The sequence below is a fragment of the Deltaproteobacteria bacterium genome (genome assembly GCA_012522415.1).
Classification (GTDB): domain Bacteria; phylum Desulfobacterota; class Syntrophia; order Syntrophales; family JAAYKM01; genus JAAYKM01.
In genome coordinates this window covers 59339-83876 of sequence record JAAYKM010000051.1, presented here as the reverse complement: position 1 = coordinate 83876, position 24538 = coordinate 59339, and the positions used below count along the sequence as shown (strand labels likewise).

Genomic DNA, 24538 nt, shown 5'->3' with positions numbered 1-24538 from the left:
TGGTGGAACTGATCGTTCGATGATCAAGAAAGGGGAAAGGCAGAAACGGCGGGGACCCCTCAAGGCCTTCCTCCGGGATCCGCGTGGAGCCTCGGTTCAGCCTGAGGTTTGTACCCTGTTCTCCCGCAATCGGGTCGCTCTCCGGTCCGTGACTGGGTCGCTTAAAGGGGATTTCCCGTATTATTTCCAGTGGGCCACAGATTCCTATGAATCCGTCAGGCGAAGAATCGGCGGGAAATCCATTGCGGGTCCGCAGGAATTATCCCTGAAACGGGGAGATGTTCAATGACCGACTGTCCTTTGGGCGGGTAAGTGCTGCAGTTTTATTTCAAAGCGTTTTGTGACGCGTGTTCCTTCGGAATCTGTTACGGAGGCCCCGAAGTTAACGACCCCCGGTTGGTCAGGCTGAACAATCCATAGAATCCTCCCCGTTCGGGCGTCCATGGTCATGCCGTTGACTTTAGGTTCTTCCAGACCGAACTCAACTCCCTCGCTGTCAGGGTGGCTGCTGCTGAGTTGGAGAATACAGGACCCACCCGCTTTGACGGTGAGGGTATGGATATTTAATTCCAGTGATGGCGGGACAGCCTGAAGGGCGATCATCGGACTTCTTGCCGCGTAACCGGCCGTACCGCTACGGTAAGGCGTCACGGTGACGTAAACGAGGTCCCCCTTTCGGAAGGGCGATAAATCGAGGGTGCCCCCCGTCGTGTTTTTAACCGTTTGTTCGTTCACTTTCCATGTGTGTGAATACTGCAACTGATCGGCTGGAATATCCACAACAGGTGTGACGACCGCGTGCAGCACATCCGTTCGTGTCGGAAATTCCGGTTCGAGGCGAACGGACTGGATCAGGGACCTGTTATCCCGTTCGGCGGCGACCATCCGTTTTGTCGTTCCCCCCTCCCGGACGGGGGAAACGGGATCCTTTCCTGTGTGTGCCGTGTTTTTCCCCGTGGAAAAGAAAACAACCAATAGGATAATTACCGTCAAGCCGCCCAACAGAACCAAGATGAGCGGTGTCCGGGACGGCTTGGCGGGTTTTCGTGATGATTTGTTCAAAAAAATCCCTTCCTGGCGGCAGTTATTCGACAGCCCCTCAGTCTATCCTTCTGTCCTTCCAGTAAATGATGTTGGTCTGGTTCGCCCGTCCCCCTGGATCATGGGGGACCCTGAAGGTTTCTCCCCCGATACCGGCGCCCCCGCTGACCGTTGCATATATGCCCGCTTTTCCCCCCGGCCCGGCGGAAATAATCGGTGACGAGGGTATTCCCACGCCGAGAAATTTCCGGCAGCTCTCGCCCAAGGCGCAGCCCCCTGTCGTGTACTTGATTCCGTAAATATAGGCGGAACCCGCCTGCATGCAAAGATTCCCCGGATCCGGGGGCAGGTAGGTCGTAAAATACACGACGCCGCCGTACAATGTCGGGTCGGACAGGACCTTTTCCCCATCTCCGGGGAGGGCGATTCGATAGCCGACCGAGCTGCTACCGGGATCAAAAGTCTGGCCCAGGGCGTTCATCCGGGTGAGGTCTTCGGTCTTGTAGGTCGTGTTCCGGTCCAGGTCCTTGACACCGTAAAAATGATCCTGGGAAGGGGCCGTTGGGTTGACCTTGTCCCCCGTTCCCCAGTAAAGCCAGAGCCTCCCCTTGGCATCCCTGGTAGCCGAAGGGGTTGTGTAAATCGGTTGTTTCGCCCCCGTGGAGGCATCGAAAAATAGATTGCCGCTCCAGTCGGATATACCGCAGGGAGCGTCCGAGTCCATATCGGCCCGGCGGCAGAACCTGAAGCGCCAGATGTTTCCCCCCAAATCTCCGATATAAGCCGTATCGATGAACCCGTCGTTATCCGTGTCGATGATCGCCGGTCCGGCGGGGAAACTGTACTTCATGCTTGTGCTGGAGCCGAGGGTGAAGCTCCAGAGAACCCGGCCATCCTTTAGATCCACGACAAAAAACCCTTTTCCGCGCCCGTCACTGGTTCCGGTGTTTGGATTATAGCCCCCCCCGACGAAGCCCACCCATTTTTCCACATCCATGCCGCCCTCGCTGACCCGGATCCGTCCCAACTGCATTTTACTCCAGGGGTCGCCGATGTAGGGCGCCTGAGCCGCCCTGGTGGCGTCGTCAAAGTTCATGTTCCACAGGTATGTGGGCACGGCCGGGGAGTTCGTGACATCCAGGGCGTGATAACCGCAGTAATACTTATGCGTCGCAGTGTAACCCGGATTCAGGTCCGCATCGCAATGGGGTGATGAACTCCAGGCGTAATTGACCGACCCCCGGCCCTCACCGAAGACTAAAATGGTCCGCCACTCGCCAGGGTCCTTCAGGGTGCCGTCGGCTCCGCTTCCCCCCCACCAGACGTCGGCGCCCGACAGGGGGCCGTCGATGAAGTAATGATGCACCAGTGCCGTGGGGTGGGAATCGTGGGCGATAAGTTGAAACTTGGGCATCAGGTTGGGGGGGATGAAACTCCAGGCCTCGGTGCCGTTATGGGTGTGGAAGGCGTGAAATTGTCCGTTATTGGTGCCGACCGTGACCACCCGGTTCTTTTTTGTAGTCGTCCGCTGGTGCTCTGTCCTGTGCGTGGCAAAGGCGCCCGCCGTGTCTCGGTTGTCATCGAAGTACGGGGAGGGGGTGCCGATTGTGATCGGCGTGGTGCGGAACACGTCGCCGAGCTTGTACGTATAGGCTGTGCTGCCGATGAAGACCTCTTCCTTGTTGTAGGCCGACTCTCCGCGGACAAACCCCACAATGGCGTCACGCCGCTGGACTTTTTGGGGATCTGTCCCCGTGGTGATGCCCAGATCGCCCGGCGTGATGTGGGTCGTTTTGAATTTCGTCATGGCACCGCCTTTGTAGGTGTAGATCTTCCGGTCCCCCGCCGCCGTTTCGGCCAGTTTCACCCCCGCGTCCCATGACTCCGGGCCGATGGTGCCGTCGAAAAGGATCGGGAACTGCCGGAGATGTCCCTTCCAGAAGGGGTCGTCGTCCGACGGCTCGAAAGAGCCCTCGTAGAGGAAGTTCTCGTCTTCCGTCCGGGAGGCCTGGATCGAGGCCTGGGAGAAGGAATAAATGGCGGAAACGATCTCGTTCACCGCCGCCCGCAGGGCGGCGCTCAGGTCTTCCTCGTTGGCGGCCATGAAGGCGTATCCGCTGATACCGCAATAACCCGGGTCGTTCTGCTTTGCCATCCATTTCAGCATGGTGCCGGAACTGGAACTGTCACTGTAGCAACGAGCGTCTTCAAGATTTGACGAAGGTTCCGTCTTGCAGCCCGACAGCCCTGCGAGGTTGAGGTTTTGGTCGGGGTTGATTTCGTTGGGTTCCTTCGTGTTATCCGTGCCGCCGTAATAGGCCATCCAGTTCAGGGTGTTTTTCAGGTAACTCGGCATGTCATCCCCCAGACCGATTACGAAGAGGCGATACCCGGCGTCTTTCAGCGCTTTCGCCGCAAGGACCGATTCCCGCCGCCGCTTGTAGCTCGTGGCCTGGCATTCCTGGCCGTTACCGCTGCAGGCGTAGGTGTCGGCGCCGTCGCTGATGAGGATGACGTACTTCTTCCGGCATTCCTTCGCCCCCGGGTCCTTGTTGTTCTTGTGGTAGTCCAGATACGCCTTGGCCTCTTTCAGAGCGGAGACCAAGGGGGTTCCGCCGAGCGCGGATTCCCGGTTCACGCAGACGCCCGTCGTGCAGGTACTGCCTACTTTACATCCTTTTCCCTTCTCCTCGCTTTTCCTACAGTAGATCTGGCTGTAGGGGATGCCCGTGTCCGTCGATCCCCCCAGCTCAAAGTGTATCTTGTTGCATCCGCTACTGTAGCTAACGGACGAATCTTCCCCCGAGCAATCATAAAACCGCATGTAGCCGAAGCGGATATTCAACGCCTCCCGGTCGTCGACATCGATCGTACCGTCTCCGTTGTAATCGAAAAGGGAGAAGATGGCCTTTTTGGCGATGTTCAGGCGGCTGCAATCGGTCGAGCAGCCCGTTTTGGAAACAGAACAAAACCCGCCGCTGCAGTTGCTGCCGCTGCACTTGCTGGTGGTACTGGTATCGGCTTTACACGCTGCCGATGCCCCGTATTTGTAGGCGGTTCCGGGGGGGTTCCATTGCATGCTCCCCGACAGGTCCACAAGCAAAAGCGCGTCGGGGCTCACGGATTCCGAAAAGAGCACCTCTTCCGCCGGATCGTCGTTGTCGTCCTCGGCCCGGATTCCCTGAACGGAAAACCCCAGGCCCACCACCAGGGCAAGAAGCCACAACATGGTTTTGACTGCTGTTTTCATGACGCTCTCCTACTCTAAAATCGTGTCCGTCTTGACGGGGCCGTACCCGATACCGGTGGTTATCGTCGTTTCCGTGCTGTAATGGTCGTTCTGGCCCGTAACCACCGACTCGTAATTGGTCATCCCCCAGCCTTTGCCCCCGGTGATGTCGTAACCCGCGATGTGGCGGAAATAAATTCCCGACTTGGGCCGGGCCGGCGGGCCGATCTCAAAGGAGGATGAAGAATCGCTTTCGGCGTCCACCTGGATTTTCTTGCCGTAAATGCTGTCGGCGTCATCAGGGTCCCATGTGGAGTGGTCCGGGTCGAAGTGCCGTACCAGTTGATGCACCCCCGATTCGGCGGCGCTTCCGGCCTTTTTATCACCGACGGTTCTGCTGCTCACCCGGAGATCGCCCGTGGAGAGATAAATGATCAGCACAGCCAGGGCAAACAGGATCACGCAGGCCATGATGGCGGTAATCAGGGCGATGCCCCGCTGGGAGGCAAGAAGACCTTTCCTGTTTCTATTATTGATTGATGACATGGTTCCTCGGTATCACGCTCGTTGAATAAATCAGACGCTGTCTCTCGCCTGTGTTGGGGTTGATGTGCTCCGTTTCCACGGCCAGGGTGATTTCTATTCTCCGGATGTCGGGAATCCCCGCCGGAAGATCGCCTATCTCGGTTCCCTGGCCGTCGAAATAGCGAAATACGGGAATGGCCGGGTCGTAGTCGTTGTTGACGACCCGAACGTTCCGTGTCCCTGACTCTGCCCCCAGAAAAGCCTGGTTCCCTCCGCCGCAGTTGGTCGCCCGGGTGATGCGCTGGTGGGCCGTATCATAGACATAGCGGATCGTCTCATTGGGGTCGCCCAGCACACGGTTCCCATTGATGTCCATTTCGACGGCGATGGAATTCGCCGTCGCCTCCTGGATACCCCGGTACTCCTGTTTTGCCGACGTCGTCCCGCAACCGGCCGCGCCGCCCGGGGGGGTGTGCCAGATGCCGTCACTGAATGTGGGGTTGAAAGACGCCATGGAAAGTTCCAGGGACATGAGGTCCAGGGCCGCCTTGACATCCTGCTGGGCAACGACGCGCCCTTCGATTCCCACGGAGTGGCGTTGCGTGGAATTCACGGCCGTGTATATCGCCCCCAGCAATACCATCGTCACGGCAATGGCGATAATGACTTCAACCAGGGTAAAACCTCGGCAATTCCTCATCATGTCATAGCACCGCGTCAGTGCAGCCCTCCGGAAAACGATAATCATCCTGCCTCGTGACGACGAGGCTCTCCGAAATACCCGCGTGATTGCCCCAGCTCACCCTCACGTTTACATGCCAGGTATCGTTTGACCCGATGCCTGTGGCCGTGACGGTGGTGGTGACATTGAAAGACATATCACCTGATTGAGGGGCGCCGGATCCTCCGGCATAGACGGTGACGGGCCCCGTGACCCCCGTTGCTACGGGGCTGCAGGGATTCATGATCCGGGCCTCCTCCTGTTGCAGCCGGTCGTAGAGAATGTTGGCGGCCCGGCCCAGGGAATCGGACTGAGAGGTCGTTCTCCAGGCGGGCGCCACCAGGGCGAAAATGGACATCACCGCGACAGTCGTCAAAAAAATGGCGATGACCGCTTCGATCAGGGAGAAACCCCGTTTATTGCATAGTGTAGGTAACATGGGTCCTGCCCGTGATGTTGACCGTGATGACGGCCTTGGAGTTTCTTGTATTGGTTAACGTGACCGATCCCGGGCTGGCCGTGCCACGGACAAAAAATTCGATCTTCTTTCCGGTGAAGGTCGTGTTCGACATAATGATGCCACCGCTGAGCGTTGAAAAATTCTTCGTTTGCAGCACCTCGTTGGTGCCGCCGTTAACAAGGCGATAGTGCTGATTCGCTTCATCGAATTCAATACGATAAGGTGTCCGCTCCGCGGCGGCCCGCTGTTTCAAGTTGAACAGATCCCCCGCCACACCGCGGGCGGCCGTTTTCAGGTCCGTGTTCGTGCGATGATGCAGCCAGAAGGGAACGGCTATTGCGAACATGATCCCCAAAAGGGCAATGACGATCATCAATTCGACCAGGGTGACCCCCCTGTTTGTTACAGTCGCCATATGATTGCCTTTGGCAGTATCGACCACCATGACTTTCGACTTTACACGAGACAATTAAGCAACGAATCTTACCGCAGGAAAAACGAATTTAAGAAACAGGGTCATTCCCCTTGTGTTTCAACTTGGAAGTTTGCAAATTACATGCCTGATAAAGCATCATTGCCTTCGCTTTTCTGTTGGTAGATAACGTGGGTACTCACGTGAAAAGAACCGGGTTGATCGAAATACATGCCCGTGATTTTTGATTTCATGATGGAAACAGGGTACAAACACACACTTTGGATCAAGGGTAATTTTTGATGATACGTAAGTCAAGGTATTTATCCATTTTTGTGAAGGACTTCACAAAAATACGGTGCCCTTGTCCTGGTATAAAAAGGGGTGAGGCATTTTATGAATATGGACGGGATTCATGGAAAATATTTGCTTTTTCCTTCTTGACACCGTTTGTTCCCTATGCTACTTTTCCCGCATCTCGCGGTTAAAGTATAGTATTTTCCATAAATATTCAATACATACAGGATTCGATGACTACAGATCATCCTGAAAAAAAACCTTTTGATTCACTGCTGGCCAGGACCTGCCTGAGCGAAAACCGACTCGATGAGGCCGTGAAAATGGCCGAGGTACGGCTTGTTCAGGCGCCGGGCGATGTCGAAGCGATCCTCATCCTCTGCCAGGGCCTTCTTAGAATGGGAAAATTTGAACGGTTGCGGGACCTGATGAACGAAGTGGACGCCGCCATCGGTCGTTTTTCTCAAGTCTATCACCAGTTGGGTACGCTTTGCGAAAAGGCGGGACTGAACAAGGAATCTCTCAATTTCTTCCAAAAGCACAATGCCCTCAGTGAGGCCCTCGCCTCATGCGGAAACCGGTTTTCGCAGGGGGAGGCGGGAAGCCGTCTTGAAAAAGGGCACGAGGCCGGCGATGCGGGGGGGGTGATGCCACCCGAATTCCAGACGGTGACCCTGGCGGACCTCTACGCACAACAGGGACACTACGACATGGCCAGGAAGGTGCTGGAAGGGATTTTGACCAGGGAGCCATCGAACGAACAGGCATCAAATAAACTGGCGGAGTTGGCCAACCGTATGACAGGAGGAGGCGGGAAGGGGGTGGACGATTCCGTCGCCGTTGATTCTTCTTCTCCCAACGCCCTCGTCATTGCCGAACTGGAAAGATGGCTGGCACGGGCAATCCGGATGCGGAGCCCCGCCGTATGACCTCCAGGGCTTACCCGCTGCGAATGGCGGGATTCCGATCTCGATTTGCCGAATGGGGCGTCGATGCTTTCCTGCTCTTTAATATGAGTAATATCAGATATCTGACGGGTTTTTCCGGAAGTGAGGGGATTTTATTCGTCGGGCCGAATGAAAGGGCCCATCTGATTGTCGATGGCCGTTATACGATCCAGGCGTCAAAGGAGACGGAAGGACTGGATCTGGTGCACACGGCGGACAACGTCGAAAGCGTTACGGCTCTCATTCGACAGGAAAAGACCGGTGTGGTGGGATACGAGGACATGTTTTTGAGCGTACAGCTTTTTCGCCGGATTAGAACGAGAAACCGGGGTATCCGGTTTAAACCGCTTTCGGAGAAAATCGATCTTTTACGTGCTCTCAAGGACGACCAGGAAGTCGCCTGTATTCGTAAGGCCGCGAATATTTCGGCCAGCGCCCTGGAGGCGATTTTGCCGATGATCCGAGTGGGAATATCGGAGCGGGACATTGCCCTGGAATTGGAATACCGGATGCGCAAGGGGGGTGCGGAGAAGCCCGCGTTCGACACGATTGTGGCTTCCGGTTCGAGGGCTGCCCTGCCCCATGCCAGGGCCGGTTCCAGAAAATTGAAATCGGGTGACACCGTTGTGGTCGATTACGGGGCCGTTTACAAGGGGTACCATTCCGATGAAACCTGCACGTTTTTTGTCGAGAGGATTGAGGCCGGACTGGAAGAAGTCTACAGGCTTGTGAAGGAGGCCCATGACCGGGCGATTGACTCGGCGGTTGCGGGTCGTTCCTGCCGGGAGGTCGATAGGACGGCGCGGGATCTGATTTCTGAAAAGGGGTGGGGCGATCATTTTACGCATGGGACGGGTCATGGTGTTGGACTCGATATCCATGAGGCCCCGCGTGTTTCCCTGAAGTCGGGGCAATTGCTGGAAGCCGGCATGGTTCTGACCATTGAACCGGGGATTTATCTTCCGGGGAAATGGGGTATAAGAATCGAGGACACCATACGGGTAACGAAGGGGAAAGCGGAGAAGTTAACCAGGGTTTCCAAGGAGTTGACCGTATTGGGGTGAGATGTTTTTCCCCCGCGGCAATACGCGGGTTTTTACCAATACTCAACAGGAAGTGACGCATATGCCAGTGTTTTCGGATGATCTTCTTTACAGCCGCGAGCATGTTTGGGTCAGGGTCGATGGCGATTTTGCCGTGATCGGTATTACGGACTACGCCCAGGAAAAGTTGGGAGAGGTTCTGTCCGTGGAGCTTCCCGAGGTCGAATTCGAAATCGAGCGGGACGAGTCGTTCGGCGCCATTGAATCGGTGGAAAAGGCCACGGTCGAGCTGATTTCTCCGGTCAGCGGTGAAGTGGTGAGTGTTAACGAGGACATCGACGATGACGTAGGAATCATCAACAGCGATCCTCAGGATACGGGTTGGCTGATCGTTGTGGAGATGCAGGACCTGGATGAATTGGACGATCTTCTCGATGCAAAGGAATATCATGATTTCGTTTTGCAGGAAGGTGAGGTAGATTGATTCCGGTTGGAGACTTGGCGCCTTCTTCCCTTTAAGATTGCGAACGCTTTTGAAAATATGGCGATGGATGAAGCCCTGTTCCGGGTTCTGCAGGAACAGGGCGGCCCGCCTGTTCTTCGTTTCTACGGGTGGGAAAAACCCTCCCTGTCCCTTGGTTATTCCCAGGACTTAAGAGATGGCATCAATCTTCGATACTGCAGACAGAGCGGTATCGATGTTGTACGTCGACCCACGGGGGGGAAGGCGGTGCTGCACGACCGTGAATTGACCTATGCGGTTGTTTCCCGGGAAAAACCGCCCTTTACCCCTGCCGGTCTCATCAGGAATTATCAGGCCATCGGCCTTTGTCTTATCCGGGGGTTTTCCGCATTGGGTATTGACGTGCGCATGGCGGGGGATAAACCCGGAAACGAAAAGGATGTTATCAAAAACCGCCGTCCGGTGTGTTTCGCGGTGCCGGCGCCATTCGAACTGCTGTCCCGGGGACGAAAAATCTGTGGGTCCGCCCAGGTCAGATCTCGGGGTTGCTTTTTGCAGCATGGGTCGATTCTTCTTGAATTCGATGGGGCCATGAATGACCTCGTCTTTGCGAATCCTCACGATCCTGGGAATGATTGCCCTGGAGATGACATGGAATCCCGCATCACCTCTGTGCGCGCGGAGACGGGGGCATCCATTGGGGCGGAGACGCTCAGTGCGGTCATGGAGCGGGCATTTCTGGACGTATGGAATATCCGATTTATGGAGGGAGAACCCACCATGAGAGAGCAGGAACTAAAAAAGGATCTCATGCGAAACAAATATACGAATCCGGCTTGGAACGAGGGGCCATTCGGCTCTTCTTGAAGGCGAGGAACCTTCCGATCCGATGAAAAGGAGGCGAAAACGGGTACGAGAAGGTTGCCGGTTTTTTCGGTGTCGATTTTTTAAGCTAATCCGGTCCAGACGTCATTTTTTTGGTTGCGCTTTGGGGCCAGATCGTTTATATAAAGCCCGAATTTGCAGGCGGGTTGCGTCCTATCCGGCATCTCGTTGTTCTGACGGAATTGACCGGGGTAAGGCTGACGGCCGGATTTTCATAAGATCAGGATTCCATTTTGGTGAAAGAAGCCGACAAAGTAAGGAGCGTGGTTTAGAAGGCGGAAACAAAGGGTGGGTTGCGGCGTTTTTTGAAAACAAGGCCGTACTGCCCTTTTTTTGTGCCAACTCGACGCCTCCTTGAGGGAGAGGCCGAACGCAAGGCCCGGCGTTCATTGCGATCTCGGCCGGGTGTTGCGTGAATCAGGATGACAAGCCGGAAGGAACGCCGGGTATTTATTGCGGGCGGGATATGGAAGGCCCCACGGGATGCAAGACGGGTTTGGGGCATTACGGAGAAAACGTTGCGTATGGACATGGTATTGGTTCTGGAAGACGGCGCGGTTTTTCGGGGTGTTTCCTTCGGCGCGGCCGGGGAGGCCTGTGGCTGGGTCCATGACGACCACCGGATCGTCGGGTATCAGGAGGTCCTGACGGATCCCGACAACGCGGGATGTCTGATCAACATGACCTATCCTCTGATAGGCAACTACGGAACAAACGACGAGGATGCCGAGTCGGATCGTCTTCACGTTCAGGGACTCATCATTAAGGAAAAAAGCCGGATCGTCAGCAACTGGCGGGCGACGGACACCCTGGAAAACACGATGCGGGCGGGTAAGGTTGTCGGCATGGAGCAAGTCGATACCCGTGCGCTCTCTCTTCACATTCGGGAGCATGGGGAGATGAAGGGGATTATCGGTCCCGCGGCCACCTCCGTGGGTAACCTGCTGGACCGCCTGAAAACATGGAAGCCGCCGAAAATCGTCTCGGGGAAAAAGACGCTGAAGGCCTTTAAGGGCACGGGGGGATACCGGACCGTTCTTTATGACTTGGGGGTAAAAAGGAGCACCTTCGACCAGTTGCGGCAATGTGGATGTGAGCTTGTTGTAGCCGGCCCATCCACTTCCTGGGAGGAAATCCGGAGACTTGATCCCGATGGGCTCGTCGTTTCCAGTGGGCCGGGAGACCCACGCCGCGCGGAGGCTGTCACGTCGGAAATCGGGCAAGCGATCGGGTGGGTGCCGATCCTGGGTATCGGTCTGGGAGCCCAGTTGATCTGTCTCGCTGCAGGTGGGCAGGTGAACCCTATGAAAGTCGGCCATCACGGTTGTAATTATGCGGTTCGGGACATGGAGACTCAAGCGGTTGCCATTACGGACCAGAACCACAGTTTTGTCATGACGGCCGGGCCGGATTTTCTGAAGGAATTCAAGGTGTCTCACATCAATGTCAACGATGGAACCGTGGAGGGCATCTCATCCGCCCCCCTGGGTGTTTTGGGAGTGCAATTTGTTCCCCGGCCGGACGAGGAAGGCGGGCCCAGCGGCGTATTAGGCCGGTTTCTACGTATCATGGAAAAAAATCGGAAACGGGATTGACGAACATGCCGAAACGGGAAGATTTAAAGAAAATATTGATCATCGGGTCCGGGCCCATTGTCATCGGCCAGGCCTGCGAATTCGACTATTCCGGATCACAGGCCTGCAAGGCCCTGAAAGAGGAAGGTTATTACGTTATTCTGGTCAACAGCAATCCGGCGACGATCATGACGGATCCGGACATGGCCGACCGGACCTACATCGAGCCCATTACGCCGGCCATTGTCGAGAAGATCATCGAGCGGGAAAGGCCCGACGCGGTTCTTCCTACCCTGGGTGGTCAGACCGGTTTGAACACGGCCGTGTTTCTGGCGCGGGCCGGGGTGTTCACGAAGTATAACGTCGAGGTGCTGGGTTCCAGTGCCGAGGCGATAGCCCGGGCGGAAGACCGGGATCTGTTCAAACAGGCTATGGGGGAGATTGGAATCGGCCTTCCAGAAAGCGGGATTGCCAGGACTCTGGAGGAAGGCATGGAAATCGGGCTTCGAATCGGATTTCCCCTGATTCTGCGGCCCGCCTTTACCCTCGGCGGGACGGGTGGCTCCATCGTCTATAACAAGGAGGAGTTGGAGGATTTTGTCGCCAAGGGTATCGAATATAGCCCGGTGGGCCAATTATTGGTCGAACAGTCCGTCCTCGGATGGAAAGAAATCGAGTTTGAGGTCATGCGGGACTGCGCTGACAATGTCATCATCGTCACCTCCATGGAGAACATCGACCCCATGGGCGTTCATACGGATGACAGCGCCGTCGTTGCGCCGGCCCAGACCCTGACGGCGAAAGAGTACAGGACGTTTACCGATCTTTGCCGAAAAATCATCCGCAAGATCGATGTGGCGGGTGGCGGCGTCAACATCCAGTTTGCCCAGAACCCCCACAACGGAGAAATCGTCATCATCGAGGTCAACCCCAGATTGTCCCGAAGTTCGGCCTTGGCCTCCAAGGCAACGGGTTTCCCCATTGCCCGTGTGGCGACGAAGCTGGCCGTCGGTTTTACCCTTGACGAGGTGCACAATGACATTACGGGAAAGACCACGTCCCTGTACGAGCCGGCTTTGGATTATTGCGTTTTTAAAATGTCCAGATTTACCTTCGAAAAATTCCCCCTGGCGGACCCCACCCTGAACACCTCCATGAAGGCCGTGGGCGAGGTCATGGCCATCGGTCGGAATTTCAAGGAGGCCTTTCAAAAGGGGCTTCGTTCTTTGGAGACGGGCCGATTCGGTTTTGGCGCCGACGGGAAGGACAGGCCGCTTCAGGGTGATGAGCCCCTGGAGCGTGTTCGGGAAAAACTGCGGGTTCCCAACGCGGAGCGTTTTTTTTACATCCGCCATGCGTTTGAAATGGGCTTGACGATTGACGAGATACAGGATCTCTGTCGGATCGACCGGTGGTTTCTCTTCAACATGAAGGAAATCTTTGATTTGGAGGTGGAATTGAGCGGATTCCGTTTCCAGGGCGCAAAACGGGATCTGAACGCCTGGAAACGCGATTTCCCTGTCGAGCAACTCCGGAGAGCCAAGGATTTCGGTTTTTCCGATGTCCAGCTGGCTCATATTCTCGGTACGACGGAAACGGTGATTCAGGATCTGCGAAAAAAGAAGAACCTTCATCCCGTGTACAAGCTTGTCGATACCTGCGCAGCCGAGTTCGCAGCGGAAAAGCCCTACTACTACTCATCCTATGAATCCGTGGAGGAAAGTGTGCGCGGCCCCCGGCCCAAGGTGGTCATCCTGGGGGGCGGCCCGAACAGGATAGGGCAGGGAATCGAGTTCGATTACTGTTGTGTGCATGCGTCTCTGGCGCTCCGTGAACTCGGTTACGAGAGCATCATGGTCAACAGCAATCCGGAAACGGTCAGCACCGATTACGACACGTCAGACAAACTCTACTTCGAGCCCCTGACACGTGAGGATGTGCTCAACATCATCCATCTGGAGAAACCCGATGGCGTGATTGTCCAGTTCGGTGGACAGACGCCTCTGAATCTTGCCGTACCTCTGGAGAAGGCGGGTGTGCCTATCTGGGGGACGACCCCGGACAGTATCGACCGGGCGGAGGACCGGAAACGCTTCCAGGTGCTCCTGAAGAAACTCGGCCTGATCCAACCGGAGAACGGAACGGCCCGTTCCTTTGCCGAGGCGGAAAAGGTGGCCAACAAGATCGGCTATCCCGTCGTTGTGCGGCCGTCCTATGTCCTGGGCGGACGGGCGATGGAAATCGTCTATGACGATGAGGCTCTGGAAGAGTTTATGAAAAAGGCCATACGTGTTTCCCCGGAACATCCCATCCTGATCGATAAATTCCTCGAGGATGCGATCGAAATCGACGTGGACGCCATCTCCGATGGTGAAACGACCGTTATCGGCGGGCTCCTGGAACACATCGAGGAAGCGGGAATTCACTCGGGAGACAGCGCCTCCGTCATGCCGCCCTATACTCTGGATGCCAAACTGGCCGGCGTCATCAAGGAAAATACCTATGCCCTTGCCAGGGAACTCAACGTCCGGGGGTTGATGAACATCCAGTACGCCATCCGTAACGACATCATCTACGTTCTCGAAGTCAATCCCCGGGCTTCCCGGACCGTTCCCTTTGTCAGTAAGGTGACGGGCATTCCCCTGGCGAAGCTGGCAACGAAAATCATGGCGGGGAAAACCCTCAGGGAACTGGGTTTTACGAAGGAAGTCAATGTGAAACATCTTGCCGTGAAGGAATCGGTTTTCCCCTTTTCGCGGTTCCCCGGCGTGGATGCCATTTTAGGGCCGGAAATGAAGTCCACCGGTGAGGTCATGGGCATCGACAAAACATTTGGTATGGCATTTGCAAAATCCCAAATAGCAGCGGGGACCATACTGCCCGCATCCGGAACGGTCTTCCTCAGCGTCAACAACAAGGACAAGCGTCAGATCGTCTTTCTGGCCAAAGAGCTGGAGCATCTCGGTTTTTCGATCGTCGCCACGGGCGGTACGGCGGCGGTGCTGAAGAACAACGACATCACCGTGACGGTTCTGCCGAAGATATACGAGGGGCGGCCTAACGTCATCGACCTGATGAAAAATCGTGAAATCGCTATGATCATCAATACCTCCGCTGGAAAGAAAACCAGGGAGGATACGGCCATCATACGGTCCACGGCGGTCTTTCACAGTGTTCCCCTGGTGACGACCCTTCCGGGCGCTCAGGCGGCGGTCAACGCCATCAAAACGCTCAAAAAGGGTGAGCCCGCGGTGAAAACGATTCAGGAGTACCATCACGAGATCCGATAGGGAGGATCGATCTCAAAATATAGGGCGCAACGGAGCAAAAGAGGGGCCGATTCCGACCGGCCTTGCCCGTTGGCCGGTTGAACAGAACAAAATAAGGCAAGAGAAAGGGAGAATGATTTTGGAAGTAAAAGTATTCGACAACGACGTGGAGAAAGCGCTGAAAATTTTGAAAAACAAGCTTTCGAAGAGCGGCCTGTTCAAGGAATTGAAAGTCCGACGGGCCTATGAGAAACCCTCCGTGAAAAGGAAGCGGAAAACCATCGAAGCCCGCCGGAGGCTGGCGAAGGTGCAGCGAAGACGAAACACCTGAGGTGGGTCGGGTCCGATCCCTGCGAGTTGTGACCGGCATGACGAAATTGCGCAGCCCGGTCATGATGCGCTTGGATGGAGGAAACAACAAAACGTTTTACAGATTGCCGACGGCCCCTGTCCGGACGCTGCCGAAGCGGAGCCGGGAAGGGAAAGACCGGCGGCTTCAGGAGGGATATCATCGTGGAGGACAGCCAATACCTGTTGGATAGTCTGACACCGGCGGAATCCTGGCGGATTTTCAGGATCATGGCCGAGTTTGTCGATGCCATAGACACCCTTTCCCGGGTAAAACGGGCCGTATCCATTTTTGGTTCGGCACGGGTTGAGCCCGGCACGGCGTATTATGAGAAGGCCGAATACCTGGCTTCCAAACTGGTGCGTTCAGGATTCAGTGTCATCACCGGCGGCGGCCCCGGCATCATGGAGGCGGCCAACAAAGGTGCGGCGGAGGCGGGTGGCACGTCGGTGGGCATGAACATCCAACTCCCCTTTGAACAGAAACCGAATCCCTACGCCAATATCGCCATAAACTATCATTATTTTTTCATTCGCAAGGTCATGTTCATCAAATACGCCATGGCCTATGTTATTCTTCCGGGCGGTTACGGAACGATGGATGAACTGTTTGAAGCCCTGACCCTGATTCAGACCAGGCGGATCAAAGCGTTTCCTGTCATACTCATGGGGAGTGATTACTGGCGAGGTCTCGTCAACTGGTTGAAAAACAGCATGCTGAAAGGGGACATGATCCTTCCCGTTGATATGGAGTTGATTCAGGTCATAGACGACCCCGACGAAATCGTCAGGCATATCAAGAAGTTCGTCATCATCTAGCCGGACGGAGCCCTGAGGGCGTCCCGTGGTGATCGAGGCCGGCGTGACCTCGGTTATCGACGGGGGCGTCATCGGGCGGTCCAGCCTTTCCCCGGGATCACAGCCTGCGCTCCATGCCGCGGGCCAAGCGGTCCGATGGTGTTGTCCCATGGTTACGGATACATCAGGAACAGGGTATCGTCGCGCCCTTGGCGATATCGCAAAAGGAAAGATCAGCCCCGTTTACCTGCTCTACGGGGAGGAGGAGTACCTCGTTGCGGAAGCGCTGGAAGAAATAACAGCGGCAATCATGCCCGAAGCCGATCGGGAACTGAATCTGTTTGTCATGTCCGGGGGGCCGGACGAACTGGAGCGGCTGTCGGCTACCCTGGTGCTCCCGCCCCTGCTTGCCGGTCGTAAACTGGTCGTAGTGCATGATACGCACCTCTTTCACTCAAAACAGACGGCGGGGGCGCTGGTGAGGACCATGCGGGAACAGCTGGAGAAGAACCCCGCAAGAGCGGTGGCGGCCTTTCTGACCTTTCTGGATATGACCGGCTGGAAGTTGGAAGATCTGCAGGACGACGGGTGGAGAACGATTTCGGGCGAGGCCTGGAACCGTCTGATCGGAAGAGACGAAAAGGATGACCGCGAAACTTGGCTGCCCCGACTGGTTGCCCTGTCCATGGATCAGGGAGGGAACGGAAGGGCGATCAGGGGCGGCCGGGAGGAATACCTGGCGGAGCTGCTGCGTTCCCGGATACCGCCGGAGAATCACCTGATTCTTGTCGCGGAGGCGGTGGATCGCCGGAAGAAGATGTTCAGGTTCATCTCGGAACAGGGTGTCGTTCTGCACTTTCCCAAAGTCAGGACGGAGCAGAGGCAAAAGGAGCGCCTGATGAACCAGGCCCGTAAGATGCTGGCCTCTTGCGGGAAAACCCTGACGGGCGAGGCATGGGAAACCCTGGGGCGGAAAACGGGTTTCCAGCTCCGTGAATCCATTCAGGCCGTCGAAAAGTTGATGGTTTTCGTCGGTGACCGGAAGCGGATAAGTGCGGAGGATGTCGAAGCGGTTGTCGGCAAATCCAGGGAGGATTCGGTTTTCGCACTCGTTGCGGCCATGACGGAGCGGAATCTCGCCGGAAGCCTCCGCGTTTTTCAGGATTTGCTCCTACAGGGTGTGTCCCCTCTGATGATTCTGGGTATGATCAGCCGTGAACTCCGGAACCTGCTCCATGCGAAGCTCCTGCTCCAGAGCGGGGGGCTTTCCGGTTATCGTTTCGATATGGATTACGGTGAGTTTCAACGAAAAATCCAGCCCGTCCTGAAAGGCCTTTCCCTCCAGGGAGGCGGGAAGGAAGCGGGCTTCGTCAGTCAGCACCCCTTCGCCGTTTATCAATCCCTGAAGAATTCCGGCCGGTTTACCCATGAAAGGCTGATCAATCACCTGGATCACCTGGTACGGGTCGATATTCTCATGAAATCGACGGGTCAGGACGAACGACTTCTGATGGAACGCTTCCTGATCGGTGTCTGTTCCGGGCAATAGAACATCCCCTGGGGAAACGGTGGCGTAATATCCGGTTCGGCTTCGAGGTCTTGTCCCCGCGCGGGCTCTCTTTGGCGTACGGAAAAAAAGAATTGACTTCCCCCTTTGGTTTCTGCTACTTAGCGGGTCGCCGCCTTGGCTTCACGGGAACGGGATAACCAACATGTGGATCATCATATTATTTATTAAGGAAGGAGTACAGTGATGGAAATCAAGAATGTGTGTGTGCTGGGGGCAGGTCTCATGGGCAGCGGTATCGCCCAGGTTTGTGCCCAGGCGGGGTTCCAGGTGACCATGCGCGATATCGAGCAGCGGTTCATCGATAACGGCATGAACACGATCCGGAAGAATCTGGGCCGGGAAGTGGAAAAGGGCAAGCGGACCCAGGAGGACATGGATGCGGTCCTGGCCCGGATCACGCCGACCCTCGATCTGAAGGAGGCCGCAGGCAAGGCCGACGTCGTCGTCGAGGTGGTCGTGGAGGTGCTCAGTATCAAAAAGCAGGTTTACAAGGAACTCATGGAGGTCGTGCCGGCCCACTGTCTGTTCTTCACCAATACCTCCGGCCTCAGCATCACCGAGATGGCTTGCCTGACGGACCGTCCGGACCGTTTCATCGGCACCCATTTTTTCAACCCTGTGCCGGTGATGAAGCTCATGGAGCTGATTTTGGGTTATGAAACGTCACAGGAGACTCTGGCCATCGCCAAGGCCTGGGGCGAGAAGCTGGGCAAGGAATGCGTCATTGTAAACGAAGGTCCCGCTTTCGTCGTCAACCGAATCCTGTGCACCATGATCAACGAGGCCTTCTTCACCCTGGGTGACGGCCTGGCCACGCCTGAGGACATCGACAAGGCCATGATGCTGGGTTGCAATCACCCCATCGGCCCTCTGGCCCTCGCCGACCTGATTGGCAACGACACCCTTTTGCGTATCATGGAAGGGCTCCATGCGGAACTGGGTGACAAGTACCGTCCGGCCCCCCTGCTGGTGAAGCTGGTCCGCGCCGGTCGTCTCGGTCGGAAATCCGGCAAGGGCGTTTACGATTACACGAAAAAATAGGTTGTTGATTTAACGTTTGCATGGAAAACAGGAGGGCGGGTCCGGTCGGCGGACCCGCCCTTTTTCATGGACGGAAAAAAACATGCGGGAGAGGATCCTCCAGCAGGACGGAGGGCAAGTCGTTTCCCGGTGAAAATGGGATTCCCGCCTACGCCGGGATGATCCTTCATGGAAGCAGGCGAGTGAAAAAATCCAGGCGTGAGTCTCCGGAGGTCGATCCCTTATGGGTTATCCGTCAGTTTTGCCTTCATCGCCCGGATCGTCTCGCCGTAATCAGGGCTGCCGAAAACAGCGGAACCGGCCACGAAGACATCAGCTCCCGCGGCGGACACCTCCTCGATGTTGTCCAGAGTAATGCCGCCATCCACTTCCAGTATAACCGGACGCGCCAGAGACGCGATCATGTCCCGGGTTTTTCTGATTTTGGACAGGGACGAGGCGATGAACTTCTGGCCTCCGAAACCGGGGTTGACCGTCATGACCAGGATCAGATCGCAGTCCGGCAGGATTTCCTCCAGGCATGAAACCGGCGTCGCCGGGTTGATCGAGACACCGGCTTTGACTCCCTTTTCCCTGATCCCGTTGACCGTCCGGTTCAGATGGGCCGCCGCTTCCACATGGACCGTTAAGATATCGCTGCCCGCGTCGATGAAGGCGTCGAGGTAACGGTCCGGATCACGGATCATGAGGTGGACGTCGAAGGGAAGGCTGGTGGTCTTGCGCAGAGCCTTGACGACGGCTGGCCCGATGGTCAGGTTCGGGACAAAATGGCCGTCCATGACATCCACGTGGATCCAGTCCGCGCCGGCGGCCTCGACGGCCTGGATTTCTTCCGCCAGGCGACCGAAGTCGGCGGACAGGATGGAAGGGGCGATTCTTTTCATGGTTTCCTCATGTTTTTCTCACGCCGATGGAGGCGGGAGGGTTGTTGAACGTCACCCGGGTCCGGGGGCTGCGCCTCCATGCCCTTGTGCGGCAGGCCTCAGACCGGCTTCATCGCAACGACGTCGATGCCCGCCAAAGAGAAACCAGGCATCAGAACGGAGCGTCCGCACCGGGGAGAACCGACGTGTTTCCCATCGCCGCATCTCTCGAAAAACAAGCGTTATCCGTTATTTCCATGCGTCGATTCAGGCCAAACGGATACAACATGACGCTTCCGCCGTCAAGGAGAAAAGCCCTTGACAGGGCAGGGGAAAACACAGAAGATGCGCCCCATGATGGCCCTGTACAACATAATCCTCTTGGCGACGCTTCTGGTTATGTCGCCCTGGTTTGCCGTGAAAATGGTCCTAACGGGCAAATACCGCCGGAGCATCGGTCCGAAACTGGGTTTTGTGGATGGGGAACATCTCGGGAATCTGGAAGGGGAGCCCCGCATCTGGGTCCACGCCGTATCCGTCGGGGAGGTGACGGCGGCGGCCCCCATCGTGGCGTCGTTGCGGGAGAGGTATCCACGGGGTTGCATCGTGGTTTCCACGACGACGGAAACGGGGCGCCTCATGGCGGAAAAGCTCGTTTCCGCCGCGAACGCCCTGATCTACTTTCCCCTGGACCTTCCCTTCGTGGTGAAAAAGCTGATCCGTATGATCCGCCCCGCCGTCTTCGTTCCCGTCGAGACGGAGCTTTGGCCGAACTTCCTCCGGATCTGCCGCCGGGAGGGGGTCAAGGTTGTCATGGTGAACGGCCGCATTTCGCCCCGTTCATTCAGGCGGTATTACAGGACGAGGTTCTTCTGGAAGCCTCTCCTGGAAAGGCTCGACCAGGCGGGGGTCATCTCTCAGACGGACCGGGACCGCATCGTCGCCATGGGTATGCCCCCGGAAAAGGTCCATATTCAGGGAAACGCCAAATACGACGGTCTGGCGGCGACGGCAACGCCGTACCTGAAGGAGGAAATCAGGGCCCGGCTCAATTTTACGCGGGACGAAAAAATCTGGGTGGCCGGCAGTACCCACGAGGGGGAGGAAGCGATCGTCCTCCATGTTTACCGGCGCCTGCTGGAATGCCATCCCGATCTGAAGCTTGTTTTGGTTCCCCGCCATATCGAGAGGCGGAACTGGGTCATGACCCTCATCGGTGAAGCGGGTTTTACCGACTTCATCACCATGCGGGAGATCGACGGCGGCAAAAAAAGGCGGGATGAACGGGTTGTTTTGATCGACGTCATCGGCGAACTCTTCAAGGCCTACAGCCTGGCGACCGTTGTGTATTGCGGTGGATCCCTGGTGCCCCGGGGCGGACAGAACATCCTGGAGCCGGCCGCCTGGGGGAACGTCGTCCTCCATGGCCCCTTCATGGAGGATTTCGTCAATGAAAAAACGCTTCTGGAAAAGGTCGGGGCCGGTGTGACCGTCACGGACGAAGCGGGTCTTTACGGGAAAATCATGGACCTGCTGCGCCACCCGGAAGACCTGCGGGACCGGGGCGCCGGGGGACAGGAAGCCGTTATCGCGAACATGGGAGCGGCGAACCGTTATGCAGCCATGATCGGTGGGTACCTCCCAGCCAGTTCTCGAGGCGTTCCAAAAGGGGGGGGAGGCTCTCGCTGGAAAGGGCCGAAACCGGCGTCGCCTCGAAGCGACGGCACAGGTTAGCCAGAACCCCCTTGTCGGGGAAGCAATCCTCCTTGTTAAAAACCCGTAGGGTCGGTTTGTCCTGAATGCCGATTTCCGCCAGCACCTTCTCCACCGCTGTAATGTGGCTCTCGAAATCCGGGTTGCTGACGTCGATCACATGGAGCAGGACATCCGCCTCGTCCAGTTCCTCGAGGGTGGACCGGAAGGCCGCGAAGAGTTCCGCCGGCAGGGCCCGGATGAAACCCACCGTGTCGGTGATGACCGCTTCCGTGTCCCGGGGAAAGCGAAGACGCGCGCTTTTCGGGTCCAGGGTGGCGAACAGCCGGTCTTCAACGAAGACCCGGCTCTGGGTCAGTGCGTTCAGCAGCGTCGATTTCCCTGCGTTGGTGTAACCGACAATCGAGATGACCGGGAGTCCCGCCTTGTCCCGCCTGCCCCGCCGCTGGCTCCGGGCACGGCCGATACCCTCCAGTTCCTCTTCCAGGCGGTGAATCCGTTCCCGCACGCGGCGGCGGTCCACTTCCAGCTTCGTTTCCCCGGGGCCTGTGCCGCCGATGCCCCCGGCCAGGCGTGACAGGGAGGTATCCCGGCGGACGAGGCGGGGCAGGCGGTACTTCAACTGGGCGAGTTCCACCTGGATCCGGGCCTCCCGGGTTCGGGCCCGCCGGGCGAAGATGTCGAGAATCACCTGGGTTCGGTCGATGACCCGCAGTTCCGTAAAATCCGTGATGGAACGGATCTGGGCGGCGGTCAGTTCGTGGTCGAAGACAAGCAGGTTCGCCCCGATCTGGAGGGCCCGGATGACGATATCCGAGAGTTTGCCCCGGCCGACGACGTATTTCGGGTCCAGTTGGGGTCGATACTGCAACATGGTGTCGAACACCTCCACCCCCGACGTGACCGCCAGTTCCCGAAGCTCCGACAGGGCCCCCGCGCTGTCGAAAGCGGGATCCGTTTCCGCCCGGATCAAGAGGGCCCGGTCCTTCGCCTCGACCCTGCGGGTCCGTTCCTTCCGGGTGAATTCCCCCTCCAGGGCCTGGATGAAGGAGAGGAAATCCCAGGTCAGGGCCGAGGGTGGGCACGGGTCGAGAAGGGTCCAGAAACGCCCCTCCCTGTTTTCCGGGATCAGATGGGCCAGGTGGACACGGCCGGGAAGGCCGTCCGGTTCCGTTTCCACCGCCGCCACCAGGTCAAGGCGAAGGAGCGCCAGATCCGTCAGGTCGTCCGTTGTCAGGCCGGACCGGTCGAGGTGGGTGTGGAGGAGACGGAGGCCCCGAAAGCGCACGGACGAAGCGCGAAAGGACGACAGATCCGGAATGAATATATCCCGGGCGGTGCCGACGATGACAAAGGCGATTTCCCCCCGGCGGGTGACGAGCAGGCCGAGTTGACGGTTCATCTCCCGGGACAGCTCCGTCATCTGCCGGGCCAGGTCGTGTGTCATCACCTGCGCCGGCGGGAGCCGCCGGCGGTAGAACTGTTCGACCCGCCGCCGCTGTTCCGGTTTCAATCCGCTGGTATGGCCGTAAATTTTCTGAATGGGATCCTCCTCTGCGAAAGAGTGTACTAAAGTCGGCCCTTCCTGTCGAGGGTTTTCCCGTCCCATGACGGCGGAGAGGGAAAAGCGGGGGCGTCAAACGAAAAAAAAGCCCCGGAAGGGGGAACCCTTCCGGGGCGGGGATAACGGGAATCGTCGGGGATGATCCTAGAAGGTCAGGGTCAGTTTGTTCGTGATCAGGTAAATGTCGTCCACGTCGGGCTTGCCGATGCTATAGGGAGCGTAATAGCGAGCGCGATGGTTCCGACTATCACCCCTATAACGGTAATCTGTCCCCTTGGGACCCCTGAAGTAGTCGCCCGTCCAGAGGTAACCGGCACCGACCATGTAGCTCAGGTTGTCCGTGATCTTGTAGGTTGCCGTCACGTCCAGCTCCCAGCCGTAGTCGCTGCTCTGGGTCTTCCAGGTCTCGTCCGCTCTGGCGTAGGCCAGGGCGCCTGTGAAGGTGAAGTCCTTCCAGGTGTAGCCGCCGTAGATCTGGCCGAACTTGGCGTTCTTGATTCCGGGGCCGAGGTCCCAGACATCGCCGACCCAGTTCGTCACATCCTCGTTCCACAGGATGAGGGTCTGCTTCAGATCCACGCCGCCCCAGCACATCTCGAAGGCCCGGTTGTTCAGGAAGTCGGACCCTTCAAACTTGCCTCTGCTGTACCGGTCGTCGCCGGAGACGTAAATGAACCGGCCCCCGACGTAGGCGGGGCCGATGTCGACCTTGGCGTCCAGGTACAGGGACCAGAACTCCATGTCGATCGTCCTTGTGTTCTTGCCGGTTACGGGCAGATAACCAGTAGCATACGACCACGGCCCGCCGAAACCGTCTATACTTCTCTGCAGTTCCACCTCGCCGTACCAGTACTCCACTTCCGCCTGGAGGTTGACCGGCCCGAACTGGCCCTTGAAGTAGGGCGTGATGAGCCAGCCGTCGATCTTGGAGTGCGGCGGAATCGCGAGATAGTCCGCGCTGTTCTTGTTCTGGCGGAGCTGACGGTAGGCGACCTTCAGACCCGTTTCGATGTTCTGGGTCTTGAAGATGCCCACACCGACGTAGGCGCTGTCGTCGGCGTCGATGCCCTTGTTGTCCTGGCCGCCGAACATGTTGGGGCTGTTCTCGTAGTGCTTGAAGTACTTGGCCCCGATGATCCAGTTCTCGTTGAGCGGCAGGATCCACTGGATCAACGACTCGGACTGGGTCGAATCGCCGAAGGTGGTTCCCCAGAAGTCGTGGGGGGCCACGCCGATCCACCACAGGCCGATCTTCGAGGCGTACTGGATGTAGGCCTGTTCGAACTCGATGTTCTCCTGCTCTTTCGCGTTCCGAATATCGGCGTGGTTGTGGGGACGGGACTGGTAAGCCGTCCGGGAACCCGTCCACTGCTGGTCGCCCCAGATCTTCTCGAGGGCGTCGAACCGGGTGATCAGGGAGAGACCCGGGGACACGACGAACTCGGTCTGGATGCGCAAACGCTGACGGAAAAACGCCGTCGATTTGTCAACGCCGTGGCCAAGACTGTAAGGACGGTCTCCTCCGCCCCGGGCTTTCGGTATGCGATAGGTGCCACCTCTCCGGTTAGTCCACTCTGCACTGTCGGGCAGCGCCTCTCCCAGCCAGTCTCCCGAATTGATCATGTCCAAATCATTGTAGTAATCACCGGCCACATAGTACGAGCCGCTGAACTTGACGTCCACGGCCGAGGCGGGCAGGCTGAAGGCCGCCACCAGGGCCAGTGAAACCAAGACGATCCAAAGTTTCTTCATCTGTTTTCCTCCTGTTTGTCAAA

General features: G+C 57.3%; 20 protein-coding genes. 11 read left to right on the top strand and 9 right to left on the bottom strand.

Annotated features, from left to right (window positions below; all coding sequences use genetic code 11):
• The first annotated feature begins 19 nt into the window (after nt 1–19).
• Nucleotides 20–289: a hypothetical protein gene (locus GX147_05160; protein ID NLN60089.1), complete on the top strand. Its 270-nt coding sequence runs from the start codon at nt 20–22 to the stop codon at nt 287–289.
• On the opposite strand, the gene GX147_05155 is transcribed toward GX147_05160, so the two are convergent.
• Genes GX147_05155 through GX147_05130 form a run of 6 tightly spaced genes read right to left on the bottom strand, consistent with a single transcriptional unit; the run spans nt 283 to nt 6391 of the window.
• Nucleotides 283–1062 carry a hypothetical protein gene (locus GX147_05155; protein ID NLN60088.1) on the bottom strand — a complete coding sequence of 260 codons (780 nt, stop codon included), beginning with the start codon at nt 1060–1062 and terminating at the stop codon, nt 283–285. The genes GX147_05160 and GX147_05155 overlap by 7 nt on opposite strands.
• A gap of 37 nt (nt 1063–1099) precedes the next feature.
• Nucleotides 1100–4291, bottom strand: a complete 3192-nt coding sequence (locus GX147_05150; GenBank protein ID NLN60087.1) for a hypothetical protein — start codon at nt 4289–4291, stop codon at nt 1100–1102.
• A gap of 9 nt (nt 4292–4300) precedes the next feature.
• Nucleotides 4301–4816, bottom strand: a complete 516-nt coding sequence (locus GX147_05145; GenBank protein NLN60086.1) for a hypothetical protein — start codon at nt 4814–4816, stop codon at nt 4301–4303.
• Nucleotides 4800–5498 carry a prepilin-type N-terminal cleavage/methylation domain-containing protein gene (locus GX147_05140; GenBank protein NLN60085.1) on the bottom strand — a complete coding sequence of 233 codons (699 nt, stop codon included), beginning with the start codon at nt 5496–5498 and terminating at the stop codon, nt 4800–4802. Before GX147_05140 ends, GX147_05145 begins: the two co-directional genes overlap by 17 nt.
• A 1-nt stretch (nt 5499) precedes the next feature.
• Entirely contained in the window at nt 5500–5955 is a 456-nt protein-coding gene (locus GX147_05135) for a hypothetical protein (GenBank protein NLN60084.1), read from the bottom strand.
• Nucleotides 5933–6391: a prepilin-type N-terminal cleavage/methylation domain-containing protein gene (locus GX147_05130; GenBank protein NLN60083.1), complete on the bottom strand. Its 459-nt coding sequence runs from the start codon at nt 6389–6391 to the stop codon at nt 5933–5935. The genes GX147_05135 and GX147_05130 overlap by 23 nt, the downstream gene beginning before the upstream one ends.
• A gap of 527 nt (nt 6392–6918) precedes the next feature.
• Between GX147_05130 and GX147_05125 the strand changes: the two genes are divergently transcribed.
• From GX147_05125 to GX147_05080, 10 genes are all read left to right on the top strand, one after another.
• Nucleotides 6919–7614, top strand: a complete 696-nt coding sequence (locus tag GX147_05125; GenBank protein ID NLN60082.1) for a tetratricopeptide repeat protein — start codon at nt 6919–6921, stop codon at nt 7612–7614.
• On the top strand, nt 7611–8696 hold the full coding sequence (locus tag GX147_05120; protein ID NLN60081.1) for an aminopeptidase P family protein: 1086 nt from the start codon (nt 7611–7613) through the stop codon (nt 8694–8696). Before GX147_05125 ends, GX147_05120 begins: the two co-directional genes overlap by 4 nt.
• A 61-nt stretch (nt 8697–8757) precedes the next feature.
• Nucleotides 8758–9159 (top strand): glycine cleavage system protein GcvH, encoded by a 402-nt coding sequence (gcvH, locus tag GX147_05115; protein ID NLN60080.1) that lies wholly within the window; start codon nt 8758–8760, stop codon nt 9157–9159.
• A gap of 57 nt (nt 9160–9216) precedes the next feature.
• The gene (locus GX147_05110; GenBank protein NLN60079.1) at nt 9217–10005 is read left to right on the top strand and encodes a lipoate--protein ligase family protein; all 789 of its coding nucleotides are present in this window, start codon (nt 9217–9219) and stop codon (nt 10003–10005) included.
• A 542-nt stretch (nt 10006–10547) separates the two neighbouring features.
• Entirely contained in the window at nt 10548–11618 is a 1071-nt protein-coding gene (locus GX147_05105; protein ID NLN60078.1) for a carbamoyl phosphate synthase small subunit, read from the top strand.
• A 5-nt stretch (nt 11619–11623) separates the two neighbouring features.
• The gene (gene carB / locus GX147_05100; protein ID NLN60077.1) at nt 11624–14887 is read left to right on the top strand and encodes a carbamoyl-phosphate synthase large subunit; all 3264 of its coding nucleotides are present in this window, start codon (nt 11624–11626) and stop codon (nt 14885–14887) included.
• A 118-nt stretch (nt 14888–15005) separates the two neighbouring features.
• Nucleotides 15006–15197 (top strand): 30S ribosomal protein S21, encoded by a 192-nt coding sequence (rpsU, locus tag GX147_05095; GenBank protein ID NLN60076.1) that lies wholly within the window; start codon nt 15006–15008, stop codon nt 15195–15197.
• A gap of 74 nt (nt 15198–15271) precedes the next feature.
• Complete coding sequence (locus GX147_05090) at nt 15272–16033, top strand: TIGR00730 family Rossman fold protein (protein NLN60075.1); 762 nt, start codon at nt 15272–15274, stop codon at nt 16031–16033.
• A 25-nt stretch (nt 16034–16058) separates the two neighbouring features.
• Nucleotides 16059–17561, top strand: coding sequence for a DNA polymerase III subunit delta (gene holA / locus GX147_05085; GenBank protein ID NLN60074.1), 1503 nt, complete (start codon nt 16059–16061; stop codon nt 17559–17561).
• A gap of 204 nt (nt 17562–17765) precedes the next feature.
• Nucleotides 17766–18623 (top strand): 3-hydroxybutyryl-CoA dehydrogenase, encoded by an 858-nt coding sequence (locus GX147_05080; protein ID NLN60073.1) that lies wholly within the window; start codon nt 17766–17768, stop codon nt 18621–18623.
• Between the two features lie 221 nt (nt 18624–18844).
• Here the strand turns inward: GX147_05080 and GX147_05075 are convergent, their stop codons facing one another.
• The 3 genes from GX147_05075 to GX147_05065 all read right to left on the bottom strand — a co-directional run bounded on the left by GX147_05075 (nt 18845) and on the right by GX147_05065 (nt 24515).
• Entirely contained in the window at nt 18845–19507 is a 663-nt protein-coding gene (locus GX147_05075; GenBank protein NLN60072.1) for a ribulose-phosphate 3-epimerase, read from the bottom strand.
• A gap of 1564 nt (nt 19508–21071) precedes the next feature.
• Nucleotides 21072–22808, bottom strand: coding sequence for a GTPase HflX (gene hflX / locus GX147_05070; GenBank protein NLN60071.1), 1737 nt, complete (start codon nt 22806–22808; stop codon nt 21072–21074).
• A 99-nt stretch (nt 22809–22907) separates the two neighbouring features.
• Nucleotides 22908–24515: a hypothetical protein gene (locus GX147_05065; protein NLN60070.1), complete on the bottom strand. Its 1608-nt coding sequence runs from the start codon at nt 24513–24515 to the stop codon at nt 22908–22910.
• Nucleotides 24516–24538 lie beyond the last annotated feature (23 nt).